Annotated in this window: 13 protein-coding genes; 8 read left to right on the forward strand and 5 right to left on the reverse strand. The window is 64.2% G+C overall.

Annotation, left to right across the window (positions count from 1 at the left end):
* Positions 1-280 precede the first annotated feature (280 nt).
* Positions 281-3,820: an AAA family ATPase gene (locus AACO21_RS10755; RefSeq protein ID WP_346192514.1), complete on the forward strand. Its 3,540-nt coding sequence runs from the start codon at positions 281-283 to the stop codon at positions 3,818-3,820.
* A 40-nt stretch (positions 3,821-3,860) separates the two neighbouring features.
* On the opposite strand, the gene AACO21_RS10760 is transcribed toward AACO21_RS10755, so the two are convergent.
* The 3 genes from AACO21_RS10760 to AACO21_RS10770 all read right to left on the reverse strand — a co-directional run bounded on the left by AACO21_RS10760 (position 3,861) and on the right by AACO21_RS10770 (position 8,123).
* A complete protein-coding gene (locus AACO21_RS10760) occupies positions 3,861-6,701 on the reverse strand; it encodes a response regulator (RefSeq protein WP_346192515.1) in 2,841 nt (946 codons plus the stop codon).
* Positions 6,702-6,795: 94 nt separating this feature from the next.
* Positions 6,796-7,473 carry a DsbA family protein gene (locus tag AACO21_RS10765; RefSeq protein WP_346192516.1) on the reverse strand — a complete coding sequence of 226 codons (678 nt, stop codon included), beginning with the start codon at positions 7,471-7,473 and terminating at the stop codon, positions 6,796-6,798.
* Between the two features lie 11 nt (positions 7,474-7,484).
* Complete coding sequence (locus tag AACO21_RS10770) at positions 7,485-8,123, reverse strand: NAD(P)H-binding protein (RefSeq protein ID WP_346192517.1); 639 nt, start codon at positions 8,121-8,123, stop codon at positions 7,485-7,487.
* A gap of 113 nt (positions 8,124-8,236) precedes the next feature.
* On the opposite strand from AACO21_RS10770, the gene AACO21_RS10775 reads away from it, so the two are divergent.
* From AACO21_RS10775 to AACO21_RS10795, 5 genes are all read left to right on the forward strand, one after another.
* Positions 8,237-9,127, forward strand: a complete 891-nt coding sequence (locus AACO21_RS10775) for a LysR family transcriptional regulator (RefSeq protein ID WP_346192518.1) — start codon at positions 8,237-8,239, stop codon at positions 9,125-9,127.
* A 127-nt stretch (positions 9,128-9,254) separates the two neighbouring features.
* Positions 9,255-9,941 (forward strand): HD domain-containing protein, encoded by a 687-nt coding sequence (locus AACO21_RS10780; RefSeq protein WP_346192519.1) that lies wholly within the window; start codon positions 9,255-9,257, stop codon positions 9,939-9,941.
* A gap of 79 nt (positions 9,942-10,020) precedes the next feature.
* Positions 10,021-10,830 carry a class I SAM-dependent methyltransferase gene (locus tag AACO21_RS10785; RefSeq protein ID WP_346192520.1) on the forward strand — a complete coding sequence of 270 codons (810 nt, stop codon included), beginning with the start codon at positions 10,021-10,023 and terminating at the stop codon, positions 10,828-10,830.
* A gap of 93 nt (positions 10,831-10,923) precedes the next feature.
* Positions 10,924-11,781 carry an exonuclease domain-containing protein gene (locus AACO21_RS10790; protein WP_346192521.1) on the forward strand — a complete coding sequence of 286 codons (858 nt, stop codon included), beginning with the start codon at positions 10,924-10,926 and terminating at the stop codon, positions 11,779-11,781.
* A gap of 13 nt (positions 11,782-11,794) precedes the next feature.
* Positions 11,795-12,322 carry a CreA family protein gene (locus tag AACO21_RS10795; protein WP_346192522.1) on the forward strand — a complete coding sequence of 176 codons (528 nt, stop codon included), beginning with the start codon at positions 11,795-11,797 and terminating at the stop codon, positions 12,320-12,322.
* A gap of 158 nt (positions 12,323-12,480) precedes the next feature.
* Here AACO21_RS10795 and AACO21_RS10800 read toward each other — a convergent pair whose 3' ends face one another.
* A complete protein-coding gene (locus tag AACO21_RS10800; protein ID WP_346192523.1) occupies positions 12,481-13,173 on the reverse strand; it encodes a UPF0149 family protein in 693 nt (230 codons plus the stop codon).
* Positions 13,174-13,396: 223 nt separating this feature from the next.
* Here AACO21_RS10800 and AACO21_RS10805 point away from each other — a divergent pair, with 223 nt between their 5' ends.
* Complete coding sequence (locus AACO21_RS10805; RefSeq protein WP_346192524.1) at positions 13,397-13,876, forward strand: low molecular weight protein-tyrosine-phosphatase; 480 nt, start codon at positions 13,397-13,399, stop codon at positions 13,874-13,876.
* A gap of 73 nt (positions 13,877-13,949) precedes the next feature.
* Entirely contained in the window at positions 13,950-15,077 is a 1,128-nt protein-coding gene (locus AACO21_RS10810; RefSeq protein ID WP_346192525.1) for an FIST C-terminal domain-containing protein, read from the forward strand.
* A 37-nt stretch (positions 15,078-15,114) separates the two neighbouring features.
* Here AACO21_RS10810 and AACO21_RS10815 read toward each other — a convergent pair whose 3' ends face one another.
* Positions 15,115-16,446: a serine hydrolase gene (locus AACO21_RS10815; protein ID WP_346192526.1), complete on the reverse strand. Its 1,332-nt coding sequence runs from the start codon at positions 16,444-16,446 to the stop codon at positions 15,115-15,117.
* Positions 16,447-16,588 lie beyond the last annotated feature (142 nt).

Raw genomic sequence — 16,588 nt, forward strand, 5'->3', positions numbered from 1 at the left:
ATGAAAAAGCGAACCCCAGCATGCACACCAAGGGAATCAGGATCAACCACAGCAACCGGTCACGTATACGCATTCTTGTCTCCACCCGTTCAGGCAGCGCCCACCGCGGACGCGCGTGCCTTCCGGGAAGCGAGCCTAACGTTTCCACCCCGGCCATGGCGTTGATGTGAATCACATTGCTCAGGGCGGGCTCACGACGGACAAACGGCGAGACAACGCGCTGCCCCGCGCTGCAAAAGCAGTCTAAAATCCGCCGGCTGTCACCCTCCCTGCCCGGACCATGAAAATCCTTCGCCTGCGCCTGAAAAACCTCAATTCGCTGAAAGGCGAATGGCTGATCGATTTCAGCCAGCCGCCCTTTGCCGATAACGGGTTGTTCGCGATCACCGGGCCGACCGGGGCCGGCAAATCGACCTTGCTCGATGCCATCTGTCTCGCGCTCTACCATCAGACGCCGCGTCTCGACCGTATTTCGGCCAGCGACAACGACATCATGACCCGGCACACGGCGGACTGTCTGGCCGAGGTCACCTTCGAGGTCAAAGGCACCGCCTACGTCGCCTTCTGGAGCCAGCGCCGGGCACGGGACAAGACAGACGGCGCCCTGCAGGCCCCCAAGGTCGAACTGGCCCGTGGCGATGGCGAGATTCTCGCCAGCCAGGCCAAGGACAAGCTAGACCACATCGCCCGCATCACCGGCCTCGACTTTCCCCGCTTCACGAAATCCATCCTGCTCGCCCAGGGCGGCTTTGCCGCCTTTCTCAATGCCAATGCCAATGATCGGGCCGAACTGCTGGAAGAGCTCACCGGCAGCGACATCTACGGCGAGATTTCCAAAGGCGTTTTCGAACAGGCCCGGGCAGCGCGCGAACAGCTTGCCCAGCTGACCGCCCGCGCCGATGGCATGCAACTGCTCAGCGAGGACGCCCGGACCCATCTCAACAACGAGATTCAGGCCCTGTCGGCCCAACAACAGCAGCAACAGCAGGCAGCCCAAGCCCTGACCCAGCAACACCAATGGCGTCTCGACCTGGCGCAGGCAGAACAGGCCGCCGCCGAGGCCCGAGAGCGCCTGCACGCGGCCCGGCAAGCGCAGGCGGAAGCCGCACCCGAACTCGCCCGCCTCGCTCTGGCCGAACCGGCACGTGCACTGCAAGCCATCCTTGAACGGCACCGGGCAGCCCAGGCCGCGTTACAAACCACGCGCGAACAAGCTGCGGCCCAGGCCGCCACACACCGGCAATGGCAGCAAGCAGCGCAGCAACAGGGCCTGCAGGCGGCTCAACTGGCGGCCGCGCTCGACACCGCCAGCCAGCGGACCCTGTCCCGCATCCAGGCCGCCTGCCACGAACTGGACACCCAGTTTGCCGCCGCGCCCCAAACCGCACGCCTGGGCGAAGCGCTGGTTGCCTGGACACGTGATTTCACCGAAATCCGCACCCTCCGGACCCAGCTCGCCAGCCAGCAGCACACCCTGGCCCAAATCGGCAGCCAACTGAGCGCACTGGAAAAAAACCGGATCGAGCAAACGGCGACGGTCGACCGTACCCAACAGGCCAAAATCGCGGCGGATGCCACGCTGGCCACGCTCGAGCAGGCCCAGCACGCCCGCCTGGACGGACGCCCGCTGACGCTTTGGCGCGAGGGCACCCAGGCCGCACAGCAGGCTCTGGCCCATTGGCAGGCCCTCGCAGAACTCGCCACGCAGCGGCAAGCCCTGGCTGAGCAAGCACAAGCGCTGGCAACGCGGATCGAGCGCGGGCAACTGGCGATGGCCAATGGCCAGACCGCCCTCGCCGCCTTGCGCCAACGCTATAAACAGCAATCGGACAGCGTCGCCGACAAGAAAAAACTGCTCGAACAGGAACAGCGCATCAAGGGCCTCGATGCCCTGCGCCGCGAACTCCAGCCGGACACCCCGTGCCCGCTCTGCGGGTCGTCGTCGCACCCGGCCGTGGCCGATTATGCCGCGCTCGATATCGACCAGAGCCGGCTCGCTCTCAAGGCCGCCGAAGACGCCCTGGCCCAGATTCATGAGGCCGGCAGCCAGGCCAAGGCGAGCCTGGCCGCCCAGGAAGCCGAACAGAAAAGCTGGCAGGAACAACGTGCCCAGATGGACCGGCAGATTGCGGCCTGGCAGACGCTCTGGACCGCGCGCCTGACTGCACTCGGTGATGCCGAGCCGACGGTCGACGTCTGGCAGGCACCGGAAATGCTGGCCCATGCCGTGCGCGATGCAGCGGCGGCGGCAGCCCGACAAGCCACCGCCCTGCAAGCCATCGATGCGGCGGAGCAGGCCCTGACCCAGGCCCGGCAACAGGCCAGCCAAGCCACCCAGGCCTGGCAAACGGCACAAAACGGGCTCGCCCTGCTGGAACGGGATGGCCAGGCCCTGCTCTCCCGCCAGACCGAATTCACGCAAGCCCAGGCCGCGACGCTCACGGCGCTGCACGCTCAGGAAAACGCACTCGCAGACAACCTCCGCGCAGCCGGCCAGGATGTTCCCGAAGCCAACGCATGGAGCGCCGAATGGTGCGAAACCTGGCTGGCCGAGCAGCACGCGCGCTGGCAGGACTGGCAAGCCTGCCAACAACGCCGTCAGGCGCTGGGGGCAACCCTGATCGAACAGACGCATCAGTGCAAGGAAGACGCCGCCCTCGCCCGCCACTGGCAAAGCACACGCGAAGCAGCGGTCACCGACCCCGCACCGAGCGAATTGGCCCCTGAAACCGAGTTGACCGCCGGCGACCCGATCTGTCTCCCGGACGGCCCGGATGCGATCACTGCGGCGCGGACCCGGCTCGACCAACTGAGCACCGCCTATACCGCCGCCCGGCAAGCCTTGGCTGCCAGCCATGGGCGCCAGGAAGAGCTGGCCCGTCAGCTGGCAGCGCAGGCGCACGCTGCCAACATGGCCGACACGGCCTGGCAGCAGGCCCTGGCTGCCAGCCCCTTTGCGGATGCGGCAGCCCATGCCGCCGCACAGCTCTCGCCCGAGGCACAGCAGGCCCTTGAGCAACGCCAGCGCACCCTTGAGCAGGCCGTACAGCAGGCGAGCGCACTGCTGGCCGCTGCCGAAGCCAAGCGACAACAGTGCCTCGATCACCCGCCGGCCACGCCGGATGGCAGCCCGTCGGCCGAGATCGCCCCGCTGAACGAACTCCAGGCTCATCTGCACGCACTCGACGCCGCCCGCCAGCAACTGGCCGAATCCCTGGGGCGGCTGCGTGCCGAATTGTTGCAGGACGATAGCCTGCGAACCAGCCGCCAGGCCCTGTTTGCGGAGATTTCAGAAAAAACCGCCGACAGCGATCTCTGGCAGCGCCTCGATGGGCTGATCGGCTCCGCGCGCGGCGACAAATACCGGAAGTTCGCCCAGGGCCTCACCCTCGATCACCTGCTGCGCCTCGCCAACCGCCACCTGCTGCGGCTCCATGCCCGCTATACCCTGCGCCGCAAGGCGGTGGGCGAACTGGAACTGGAAATTGTCGATACCTGGCAGGGCGACGTCAGCCGCGATACCCGGACCCTCTCCGGCGGCGAGAGCTTTCTCGTCAGCCTCGCGCTGGCCCTCGCCCTCTCCGATCTGGTCAGTCACAAGACCTCGATCGACTCGCTCTTCCTCGACGAAGGCTTCGGCACACTCGATGGCGAGACGCTGGAAATCGCGCTCACAGCGCTCGATACGCTCAACGCCAGCGGCAAGACCATTGGCGTGATCAGCCATGTGGAGAGCCTGAAGGAACGCATTCCGGTCCAGATCTGCGTTGATAAAGGCGGTGGCATCGGCCACTCGCGCCTCACGATCCGCACCGGCTAAGTACCGTCTGAGCGCCGGCTGAGCGCCGGCCCAGGCCGCGTTACTCGTCGGGGACGTGCAGGTCGAGCTGGAGCAGGCCTTGGCCGACCCGACCCAGTTCCGCAATCAGACGGGTGAAAATGCGCTCCGCAAGGTCTGCATGATCGTCCCGCAAGGCACGCTCCAGCGCCGCAGCCGCCTCACCGGTTTCCATGACGCCGAGCATCAGCGACACCCCTTTCAGGGAATGGGCGAGCCGGATCTGGGTCATGCGCTCGGCTTTGGCGACCGCATCGCGGAATTCCTGCTCAAAGTTGCGCACCTGCGTTTCGCGGTATTTTTTCAGGACCCGCAGGTAAAGCGGTAATTTTCCGCCCGTCTGCGACAGGCCAAGTGCCACTTCAACCCCCGGCAAATCCAGCGTTTCCGCCGTCAGCGGCGGCGGGCGTCCGGCCTCCGCCGCATCGGCCGGCACGGGATTGCCCTGCGGCGGGAAATGAACCAGGAACTGGCTGTACACATCATCCAGCCGAACCGGCTTGGCGATATGTCCGTTCATGCCGACAAAATGACAGCGGGCCTTGTCTTCAAAAGACGCATTCGCCGTCAGTGCGATGATCGGCAGGCATTCGCCATCCGGGGTGCTGCGCAGGCGACGGGTGGCTTCGTAGCCATCCATGACCGGCATCTGACAATCCATCAAGACCACATCCGGACGCTTGCGGGTCACGGCATCGATGGCCTGAACGCCGTCTTCGGCAAAGCGCGGATTGATGCCGACCGACATCAGCAATTCGCCGATCACCTCGCGATTGACCTCGATATCTTCCACCACCAGCACATCCAGATGACGGAACGGCGCCCAATTCTGATTGCCGCCACCCCGGCGGTCGCGGCGCAGGTCGACCGGATCGGACAAGCCAAGGCAATTGGCCAGTTCGACATAGAGCTGACGCGCCGAAATCGGCTTGCCGAGCAGGCTGTCGATCCGTCCCACCAGATCGCGCAACTCTTCGTGGTGGCTGTAGGCGGACACCAGAATCATCGGCGGCACCTTGCCGCCATCCCGGGCAAGCGCATCGCGCAAGCGGTCGATCAGTTCCAGGCCGGACATGCCCGGCATCTTCCAGTCGATGAAGGCCGCCAAAAATGGGGGGCCTTTGTGCCGCGCGACCATTTCCAGCGCTTCTTCACCGGTCGCCGCTGTCAGCGTTTGCAAGCCCAGATGCCCCAGGATACGTGACAGGATTTCCCGCGCGGTCAGGCTATCATCGACCACCAACACCGGCTGCTCGGCATGGATTGCCAATTTGGCCGCCAGTGCCGCGATGCCTGAACGGCGATCCTTGCGGATATGGCGGAAACGGGCGGTAAAGTGAAAGGTACTGCCCTTGCCCAGTTCGCTTTCAACCCAGATTTTTCCGCCCATGCGCTGGACCAGGAAGCTGGAAATGGCCAACCCCAAACCCGTCCCGCCATATTTGCGGGTTGTCGACGCATCGGCCTGGGAGAAAGGCTGGAAGAGACGATCCTGTTCCTCGGGCGCGATCCCGATGCCGTTATCCTGGACGGAGAAATGCAGTTCCACCAACTCCGGCGTGACTTCGCCATCCTGGACTTTGACGAGGACACGCCCGCCGGCTGAAAACTTGATCGCGTTCGAGAGCAGATTGGTCAGCACCTGCCCGAGGCGCATTGCATCGCCCCCCAACACCCGGCTGTCGTCCTGAATGTCGTAATTGAGCTCGATCCCCTGCTGCTCTGCACGCAAGGCCACGACAGCCGACAATTGCTCGAAGACGCTCTCGAGTACAAAGGGCGCTTCTTCCAGTTCAAGCCGTCCGGCTTCGATTTTCGAAAAATCGAGGATCTCGTTGATGATGTGCAGCAAGGACTCCGACGCCAGACGAATTTTGGAGAGGTAATGCCGCTGGCGCTCGTTGAGGCGGGTCCGCTGACAGAGTTCGACCATCCCGATGATGGCATTCATCGGTGTCCGGATCTCATGGCTCATGTTGGCCAGAAACCGGCTCTTGGTCTCGGTGGCTGCCTGCGCTTTGCGCTGAAGCGACAAGGCCTCGTCTTCACGCTGCTTGAGACCGGTCACATCCGAGACCGTTTCGATCGCGCCGATCAACCGCCCCTGCTCATCACGCAGGGGGGAGGCTGTCACCGAAAGGTGACGACCGATGATCGGGAAATAATGCTCCAGGACATAGACCTCCTGCCCCGCCAGCATGCTCAGTTCGTCACGATAAATCGACGCATCACGCGAGAATTGCCCTTTGGCAATCTGCTGCGCCAGGAGATCGGTCGGCTCTTTGTAGAACATGCGCCAGAGATCGGTGCGGCCGATATAGTCCGCTGCCCGAATGCCAAAGACCTGCTCACTGGCTGCGTTGAAATAAGTGCAACGGCCGGTGGTATCGACCACCAGCACCGGCAAGGGCAAGTGATCGAGAATGCGGGCCATGGCCGAGAGGTCGGGCGAGTCGGCACTTCCCTGGGCTGCGACCTGCTGCTGCCGACGCATCAGGTGGCGGTTCAGGCGGGCAGCGAGCAAGGCCAGGCCGCCCGATGCCGTACAGACATCATCCGCGCCGGCGTCCAGATAAGCGGCCTGATGATCACACTCGGACTCCGCCAGCACCAAGACGGGCACGCCCGACAGCGAGGTCAGACGGCGGATGCCCGTTACCCATTCAAGGGTATCCTGGCCATCGGCAAGCAGGATCAGGTCTGGCCGCGCACGCGCGGCCTCAGCCACAAGTGCGGAGAACGAATCCATCTCGCAGCAGCTGGCATCGGGTGGCAGGCAATCCGCCGGAAACAGCCGCCCGGCCCGATCACCCAGGAAGAGAAATCGGGCATGACCATCGCGTTGCGAGGAAGTGGGCGTCATGCGGAAGCCTTGTCAGGAGGCCAAACAGGAAGGATTCCACTTTGACGCGCCGCCGTTGTGCTGTCAAGGCATGCGGCCCCTGAACTGAGCGCCCTCAGGGACAGGCGCCACTCAGATCACACACGGTGCTGGTTGGGGCAGCCTCCGGTGCAAGCTCGACAAGCGCTGCGACAAAGCCATCCGGATTACCCAGCCATGGCATGGGATCGAAGCGTTGCGCGGTATCGCCCTGGCTCAGCACAAGGCATGGAAAGCCCTGACCACCGACGGCCTGCAGGTACGCCCGGCTTTCGGCCACATGCTGCGCGACCGGGCCGAGCATGGCTTCCGCGTGCGCCCGTTCGAACGCTGCCGGTGCCAGCCCGGCACGCACGGCCAGGTCCGTCAGCGTCGACAACGCGCTTATCGACGCTCCCCGGACATAATGCGCCCGCTGCAGTACCCCCAGGTAGGCGACCGGATCGCCTTGCATGGCCTCGACTGCGAGGATTGCGGCAATGGGCGGGGTCGAATCAAAGATCACCGACTGATCCTTGAGCAAGCCATCCCGGTACGCCTCGCTAAAGGGCAAGCCGGTCAGGCTGGCAATGCGCTCATCGTGACTCAGTACGTAATCCCGCAATGCCGGGCTGACGGCGAGCCGAGCCTGCCCGGACAACATCCCGCCGCCATGGAGCACGACCTCGAGCCCGGCGGCGCGTGCCGCAGCGATCAAGGGCGAGATGGCGTAGCACCAGCCGCAATACGGATCAAAAATGTAATGCAAACGCATGCTCACCCCGCTCATGCATAGGCCGCCGTGACCACGGCGCGGAGATGTTCGCCTTGCGTCACTTCGCGGGCAAAGGCCTCGGCATAGTCGCCGTAGCTGATTCGGCTCTGGCCGTCCGCATCGGCAATCAAACGATCGCGGCCAACCCGATAGCCGCCCCGCCGCGCGCCCGGCTCGATCAGGGCGGCCGGCGCAAAGAAGGTCCAGTCCAGATCATCGGCAGCCTGGAGTACGGCCAGGGCCTCGCGATGCGCCAGGGCAATGGCCTTGTAGGCAGCCGGGAACATGGGGGAGTCCACCAGTTGCTGCCCCGGGGCCAGATAGAGGCTGCCGGCGCCGCCGACCACCATGACGCGACGGACACCCGCCTGACGGGCGGCGCGGACCAGGCGGGCCGTCATCAACGGCAGGGCATCGGCTTGATCCGGCGGCGGCGCATAAGCGCTGACCAGAACATCGTGCCCGGTCAGTGCGCGGGCGAGTTCGGCCTCATCCTGCAGGTTGACCGCCAGCGGGAGGGCTGCGGCCAGTTCGCCCGGCAAGACACGCCCCGGGCGCAGCAGCGCGGTCACGGCATGCGGATGCGCGAGCAACTGTTGGGTGATTTCACGGCCAATCTGGCCGGTGCTGCCAATCAAAGCGATATTCATGGTGATCCTCCGGTTCGGGATGTCAGGTTTGCGATGCAGCGCAGTATGCTGGCTTGCCTGAGTGCAAAAAACCGGGTATTACGTCCATATTTGTTGCACAGATCGAGCAAATCATGGATCGACTCACCGCCATGCGCGTCTTCGTCGAGGTCGTTCAGGCCGGCAGCCAGACAGCAGCGGCAGACCGCCTAGACATGTCGCGCGCCATGGTCACGCGCTATCTCGCCGAACTCGAAGCCTGGCTCGGCGAACGCCTGCTGCACCGGACCACCCGCCGCCTGAGCCTGACCGATGCCGGCCAGGCCTGCCTGCTGCGCTGCCAGCACGTGCTCGCCGAAGTCGACGAACTGGAAGCCATCGCCGATGCCCGCCATGCCGAACCGAGCGGGCCGGTGCGCATCACCTGCGCGCCCTCCATCGGGCGGGTTTTCCTGATGCCGGCGATGGTCGACTTTCTCGCGCGCTATCCCAAGGTTCAGGTCGATCTCCAGTTTTCCGACCGGGGCGTCAATCTGGTCGAAGAGCGCATCGATATCGCCCTGCGCATCACCAACGTACTCGACCCGACCCTGATTGCCCGCCAGCTCGGCACCTGCCACTCCCTGCTCTGCGCCAGCCCGGACTATCTGGCCCGACACGGCATGCCAACGCGGCCCGAAGACCTGAGCCGGCACAATTGCCTGACCTACACCTACATCTCGCGCAGCGAATGGCGCTTGTCGCGCGGCAACCAGACGCTGCCCGTGCAGGTCGGCGGCAACCTGAGCGGGAATGAGGTCAGTTGCCTGCTCGACGCAACCCTGGCCGGCATGGGCATCAGCATGCAACCCCGCTACCTTGCCACTCATGCCCTGGCCCGCGGCGAACTGGTTCCCGTCCTCCCCGAATGGTCGGTACCCACGCTGGGCTTCCACGCCCTGTACACCTCGCGCCGCTACCAGCCCGCCGCCCACCGCAGCCTGCTCGACTTTCTCGCGGAACGCATGGCCAATGCCGACTTCTAAGCCCCGCACCGGCATCGCGACACGGCGGTCACCGCTACGCAGCCCCGGTTCCCGATTCCGTTTTTCATCCCGCACGCCATTTCCGGCGCTCCCTGACGGTCGACCGCCGGAAACGCCGTCAAACCCCATGCCCCTCAAGCCCATATCCCCGATCCCGACCACGCCCCTCGTTGCCCATATTGCCGCGCATGTCCGCCAGCGCTTCATGGGCGAAGGCTCCGGCCACGACTGGTTCCACATCGAGCGCGTCTGGCGCCTCGCCCGCCGGATCGCCGAAGCCGAAGGTGCGCCGCTAGAAGTCGCCGAACTCGGCGCCCTGCTGCACGACATTGCCGACTGGAAATTCCATGCCGGTGACGACAGCATCGGCCCCCGTACCGCACGCACCCTGCTCGAACAGGCCGGGGCAGCGCCGGCCCTGATCGACAGCGTGGTCGACATCGTGGCCAGCATTTCCTTCAAAGGGGCTGGCGTCGCCACGCCCATGGCAAGCCTGGCCGGTGCCTGCGTGCAGGATGCCGACCGCCTCGATGCCCTGGGCGCCATCGGCATCGCCCGCTGCTTCGCTTATGGCGGCCATGCCGGACGTCCCCTCTACGACCCCGAGGACAGCCCCGTCCTGCACGCCAGCGCCGAGGCCTACAAAGCTGCCCGTGGCACCAGCCTCAATCACTTCCACGAAAAACTCTTCCTCCTCAAAGACCGGATGAACACCGCCACCGGCCGCCGTCTGGCCGAAGCACGCCACCAGTTCATGCACGCCTTCGTCGACCGCTTTCTGGCCGAGTGGCAGGGCGAGGATGCGCCGCTGTAAGGCGTCTGTTTGGCAAAATTCTCCATTCCGGCTATAAGGCCTCACCCGATCTGAACGCACCCTTTGCATCGACCCTGGCATGACCTCAAGCCCCACCGACACCCCGCTTCGTATCCGCCTGGAAGACCTGACCGGTCAGGCGGCCCCGCGTCTGGCCGAACTGGCCCACGCCCTCTCGCTTCCCACCGAGGGCGAGGCCGAGTTTGCCTTGCAGCTGACGGTCGACGGCCTGCAGTTGCAGGATCTGGCCAAGGGGGCCGGTGGGCCGGTGCGGGTCGATTTTGTCGAGGGCGCGCTGGCCCATCGTCGGCAGCAAGGCGGCGGCAGCGGGCAGATGATTGCCAAGGCGATCGGCGTCCAGCCCGGCGTCCGGCCGAGCTTGCTCGATGCGACGGCCGGCCTGGGCCGGGACAGTTTTGTCTTTGCCTGCCTGGGCTGCCCGGTCTGGATGACCGAGCGCCAGCCGCTGATCGGCGCCCTGCTCGCCGATGGTCTGGCACGGGCGGCGCAGGACCCGGATGTCGCGCCCATTGTCAGCCTGATGCGCTTTCTGCCCGGCGATGCGATCACGCAGATGCGCGCCTGGTCCGGCGAGGCACCGCAGGTCATCTACGTCGATCCGATGTTCCCGCATCGCGACAAAAGCGCACTGGTAAAAAAGGAAATGCGCGTCTTCCGACCGCTGGTCGGCGATGACAACGATGCCCCGGCCCTGCTCGCCGCGGCACTCGATCTGGCGACGCACCGCGTGGTCGTCAAGCGCCCGCGCAAAGCGCCGATCATCGACGGCCCGGCGCCGGCCTATGCGCTGGAGGGCAAATCCAGCCGCTTCGACATCTATCCGAAAAAAGCCCTGAAAGCGAAGTCGACCGTCGGCGACGCAGGTTGAACGACGGGCGGCAGGCCCGTCGCCGCCCCGATGCCGGCGCAAAATCGGCCTGCCGCGCAACAGCCAGCGCCGGCCCATGCGACAATAGCGCCCATGCGACCCCTAGCCTTTGTCGACCTGGAAACCACCGGCGCCACCGCCGGCGAAGATCGGATCACCGAAATCGGAATTGTTGAAGTCGATCCGGACGGCAGCGTCCGCGAGTGGCAACAACTGGTCAATCCGGGCCAGCCCATCCCCCCCTTCATCGAGCAGCTCACCGGCATCAGCAATGCCATGGTGGCGACTGCCCCGCCGTTTTCTGCCGTGGCCGCCGAGGCCCTGGCCCGCCTGAGCGGACGCTTGTTCATCGCGCACAACGCGCAGTTCGACTACCGTTTCCTGAAGGCGGAGTTCAAGCGTCTCGGGCTCGATTTCCGGGCGCCGGTGGTGTGTACGGTGAAGCTTTCCCGGCACCTCTACCCTGACTACACGCGGCACAATCTGGACAGCCTGATCGAGCGCCACGGCCTGAATGCCGAAGCCCGCCACCGCGCCCTGGCCGACGCCCAGCTGATCCATCAGTTCTGGGACAAGATTCACGCCTCGCTCGATCAGGACAGCATTCTCGGTGCGCTCGATGCCCAGCAGGTGACGCCGAGCCTGCCGCCGGAACTCGATCCCGGCATCGTCGATCAACTGCCCGAAGTGGCCGGCATCTACCTCTTTTTCGGCGAGCATCTCGGCCGGGAGGAACAACCGCTCTTCGTGGGCCGTTGCCGCGACCTGCGCCAGCACATCCTGGCCCATTTCGTTTCACGCCCGAGCAGCGAGCGCAAGGCCAAGCTGGCCCGGGCCGTGCGCCGCATCGAATGGCACGAGATTCCCGACAACACCGAAGCGCAATTTCGCGAAAACGCCCTGTTGCGCCAATTGCAGCCCGCCTATAACCGCAAGCCCCGCAAGACCTGACCGGAGCACCGCCATGCAGACCACGTCACACGCCCTTCCCCACGCAACCGGCACACAGCGCATTTTGGGCCTGCTCGCCGCGTTGACCGTCGGCCTGGCCGGCCCGGCCCAAGCCGAGGAAGTCGGTTGCGTGACCACGGCCTGGAAGCTGATCGGCGCCAATCACCGGGTCTGCATTTCGGCCTACGACGACCCCAAGATCCCGGGCGTCACCTGCCACGTCAGCCAGGCCCGCACCGGGGGCGTCAAAGGCAGTTTCGGCCTGGCCGAAGACCCCTCGCAATTCTCGCTGGCCTGCCGCCAGATCGGGCCGATCACACTGCCGGAAAAGCTGCCGCAGGAAGAAGTGGTGTTCAGCGAAGACACCTCCCTGCTTTTCAAGGAAACCAAGATTCACCGCTTTGTCGATAAGCGGCGCAATGTGCTGGTCTATCTGGCGATCAGCCGCAAGCTGATCGATGGCGCACCCGCCAACGCCATTTCCACCGTGCCGATCCAGCCTTGGGCCGCCGCCGCCCCGGCGGTCACGCCCGCACGCTGAACGCCGGTACGGCGCCGGGCCGCGCTGGCGCACACTCACCCAGCCCACCCTGAATGTAATTTGGCCCGTTCAGACGGTCGACCGTCGGAAACGGGCCAAATTGCATCTTGCCTCCGGGACAGCCACGCCATCCCGGAAATGAGGCTCAGCGCAGGGGCTCAGTTCAGCTTTTCAGGGCTGCCGCAGCACTGCTTGAATTTCTTGCCGCTGCCGCACGGGCAGGGATCGTTGCGGCCCACCTTCGGCTCCTCGCGCTGCACGGTGCCGCCGGCGCGCTTGTTGCGCCAGAAGTTGTACAGGGTCTGCACGATGACCGGCAGGTTTTCCTGGATATCGCCGATGATGCGGGCTTCTTCGGCCGGCAGGAACCAGCGCTCGCCGGATTCTTCGGCATCTTCCTTGAGCATGCCGTTCAGGAAGAACATCGGCTCGATCAGCTCGGTCAGGTCTTCGGCATGCTTGCCGGCCAACTCGTACCAGTCACCGGCCAAACCGGCGCCATAGACATAGGCATCCGCCCAGGCCTCGTAATCGTATTCCTCGGAATTCTCCTCGACCGGATAGAGCAGGATCTCGACCGTGTCGTTCTCCATCAGGGAGCGCGCCACATCGTTATTCAGTCGCATGAGCAATTCGACGGTCTCGGCCACCGCCGGATCATCGGATTTTGCCCCCTCACCCAGCGCTTCGCTCAGCCAGACCGCCGGCTCAACCGGGACCGGCCCACTGACCACGGCGCAGAGCATGGCCTGGATTTCGTCGAGACGCATGGCTTCTTCGCCAAAAACCTCGGCTTCGAGGAGTTCTTCAAGACGATCAAGTTCGGTTTCAGTCAGGGGAGTGGGATTCATGGCAGCCTTCCAGTTCAAACAAGCGCCATGATACCGCTGTTTTGCCTCGCCCTTGCAGACAAAAGATGTCAAATATGTTACTTTTCGCATAATACAAAATGCAGTACTTGTTCTGCATTGGAATTTCAGGGCATTATCCCCCTTGAGAGAGATCAAAGAGCCCGCACAAGCGGGCCGGATTGCAGGGCCAACCCTCCCTTTCCCGCAAGGTAAAACAAGACCAATGATGAGAATTCTCTTGGTATGCATGGGCAACATCTGTCGATCCCCGACAGCAGAAGGTGTGTTGAGACAGTTCATCCGCCAGCACGGCCTTGGTGACAAGGTCGAAGTGGACTCTGCCGGCACGCATGGCTATCACGTCGGTGAAGCCCCCGATTCGCGCACCCAGCGTGCGGCGGCCGCGCGCGGCTACGACCTGTCACAACTGCGCGCCCGCAAAGTGGCACGCCAGGATCTCGATTACTTCGACCTGATCCTGGCCATGGACAAAAGCAATCTCGACAACCTGATGCGCATGGCCGATCCCGAGCAGCGCAAGCGCATCAGGCTGTTCATGGACTACGCGCGCAACTTTGATGACAAGGAAGTACCGGACCCGTACTACGGCCTGGGCCACGGTTTCGACCTCGTCCTCGACATGGTGGAAGACGCCTCGCTGGGCCTGATTGACGAGATCAAGCAACAGTACGGTCGGCACTGAGGCAATACACGCGGGGACGCACACCCGCGCACGCCGAGCCCTCCTTCTGATCACGCCCTTCATCACACAGACCATGCGCCCCCGGATCACCCTGATCGACGCCAGTCCAGACGCGCTCCATGCCTTTTTTGAGCGATGGGAAGCATCGCCCTCGGCCGGCCTGCTGGTGCTGGTACCGGAACAGGCCCGCGCCCTGATTGCGCCTTTGCAATCGGCTTGCCGGGCCCACGACATCCGGCTCGTGGGGGCGATGTTCCCGGTGCTGATTCACGCGCACGCCCTGATCGCCGACCGACTGATCGCCATCCGGCTGGACCCAATGCCGCCTGCCTTCGTGACACCGCTCCCTGACGATCCGGTGCTGGCGGCGGAGACGATCGCGCATCACGCAGCGGCACATCGCCCTGCCGAGGGCGCCGAACAGAGCTTGCTGCTGATTTTTGATGCCATGCTGCCAAAAATCAGTTCAACCATGGCGGCGCTCTACAAACGTCAGCACGGCTACGTGCACTATGTCGGGGCCAATGCCGGGAGCGAAACCTTCTCGCCCATGCCCTGCCTTTTCGATGAAACCCAATGCATCGAACGTGGCGTACTCGGCCTGCGCTTCGAACAAACACAGGTCGATCTCGCTCACGGCTATCCGGTCGCAAAAACCCTGATGCGTGCAGTATCTACGGATGGCAACCGCATCCTCAGCATTGATGGCCGCCCGGCCATGACGGTGTATCGCGAGGTTATCTTGGCGGACTTCGGCGTCCAGCTGACACCGGAGAACTTCTACGACTATGCCGTGCATTATCCCTTCGGGGTGATCATGGCCAGCGATGTGCTGGTTCGCATTCCGGTCGGCTTTGACGATGCGGGCAACATTGTCTGTGTCGGCGAAATCCCACCCAACTCCCTGTTGCGCCTGATCCAGGCCCCCGACCCCACGCAGCACGCCGCCGCAGCCGGCCTGGGCCAGCGCCTGCGGCAGCACGCCCAGCCGGACTCACTCAACCTGCTGTTCTATTGCGCAGGGCGCCGCATGCACATGGGCGCACACACCGAGCAGGAACTATCGACCCTGGCCGAACACAGCGGACAAACCTTGCTTGGCGCCCTCTCCCTCGGCGAGATTGCCCCCTTGCCGGGGATTGGTATGCCCGAATTTCACAATGCCGCGATGCTCTGCATCGGTATTCGCCCGCAGGGCTAACCCTGTACGCCACCAACCGGCCGCCCGCTCTGCGCCCTTAATTGCGCCTCATCAGGTGTTTTGCAACGGCCTCGTAAGCTGGCAAGGAAGTGGGATCGATGGCGGTATTCCCCGCAACGGGATGACTAGCAAAGCGGGCAATGACCATCTCGGCGACCGGATCGACGTACAGCGCCTGACCGTGCACACCGCGCGCCATGAAAGCGCCGTGCGGATTATGGGTCACCCACCACATATTGCGATAACTCCAGCCGGAAAGCTGCGTGTAACCGGCTTGCGCGAAATCCGCCGTGCTGCCGCCCCGGCGAATATCGGCCACCACGCTTTCCGGCAGGATTTGCTGACCGTTATAGCGCCCCTGATTCCGGAGCATCTCGCCAAAACGGGCCAGATCGCGCAAGCCCAGATTGAGTCCGCCGCCCGCAAAAGGGGTTCCGATTGAGTCGACCGACATATACGCATCCTGCTCGGCCCCCAATTTCTGCCAGATCCGCTCGGACAGCAATTGCGCCACCGAACGGCCACTGACCCGCGCCAGCACCCAACCCAGGGCATCGGAGTTGGCCGTGCGATAGTGGAAAGCCTCGCCATGCTGCCCCGCCTGTTGCACCGTTGCGAGAAACTCATAGTAAGTCCGCGGCCCCTGATAATCGGCCGGCTTGGGCAGCGGGTTGCCAGCCGCCGCATGCGCCCAGACCTCGGCTTTCGGATCGGCATAATCTTCGCTAAAACGGATTGCAGTGGTCATGTCCATCAGCTGCCTGACCGTGGCACTGCCAAATGCCGATTGAGCCAGCTCCGGCACATAGTCGGCAACCTTGCGTCCCGGGTCCAGCGTCCCTTCCGCCACCAAGAGTGCTGCCAGCGTGCCGACGAAAGTCTTGGTCACCGACATGGCACCATGCTGCCCTTCCGGCTTCAACACACCGAAATAGCGCTCATACACTAGTTCGCCGCGATGCAGGATGACAATCCCGTCGGTGTAGTTTTCCTGGAGCGACTGCGCCCAGGTCATGGGCTGCTCGCGGCCGAGCGGCACGAAAGTCAGCACATCGATATCGTTGCGCTGACGGGCTTTGAGCGGCACCGCTGGCGTCAGCCCGCGCGATACGTTCACCGTCGGCATCAGCTGGCGGAAATTCGCAACGCTCCAGCGCCATTGCGGAAAACGAAAATAACTCCCGTCTTCAAAACGAATCTGCCGATCTGCCGGAGGGGGGGCCCCCACCATCCAGCCCAAGCGTGCCGGGTCGCTGGCTTGCGCATCCGGAAATGCTCCGGATGTCGTGGCAGCCGCCGGGGCAGACATCGTTCCGAGCAGGAGGCTGCTGCACACCATACCGGCCAGAAGCAAAGGACGCAGGGCCATGATCCGTATTCCTCTCAAATAAGCACAGTGCATCATCCCAGCAAGCGCCTCTGATTAAAAGCACCATCCGCGTCAGGAGGGCAATGCGGCATGGCCCCATGCGCGCAGGCATAAAAAAACGGCGCCTGAGGCGCCGTTTTCG

Origin of the sequence: Dechloromonas sp. ZS-1, assembly GCF_039649255.1 — a bacterium.
In the GTDB taxonomy this organism is placed as follows: domain Bacteria; phylum Pseudomonadota; class Gammaproteobacteria; order Burkholderiales; family Rhodocyclaceae; genus Azonexus.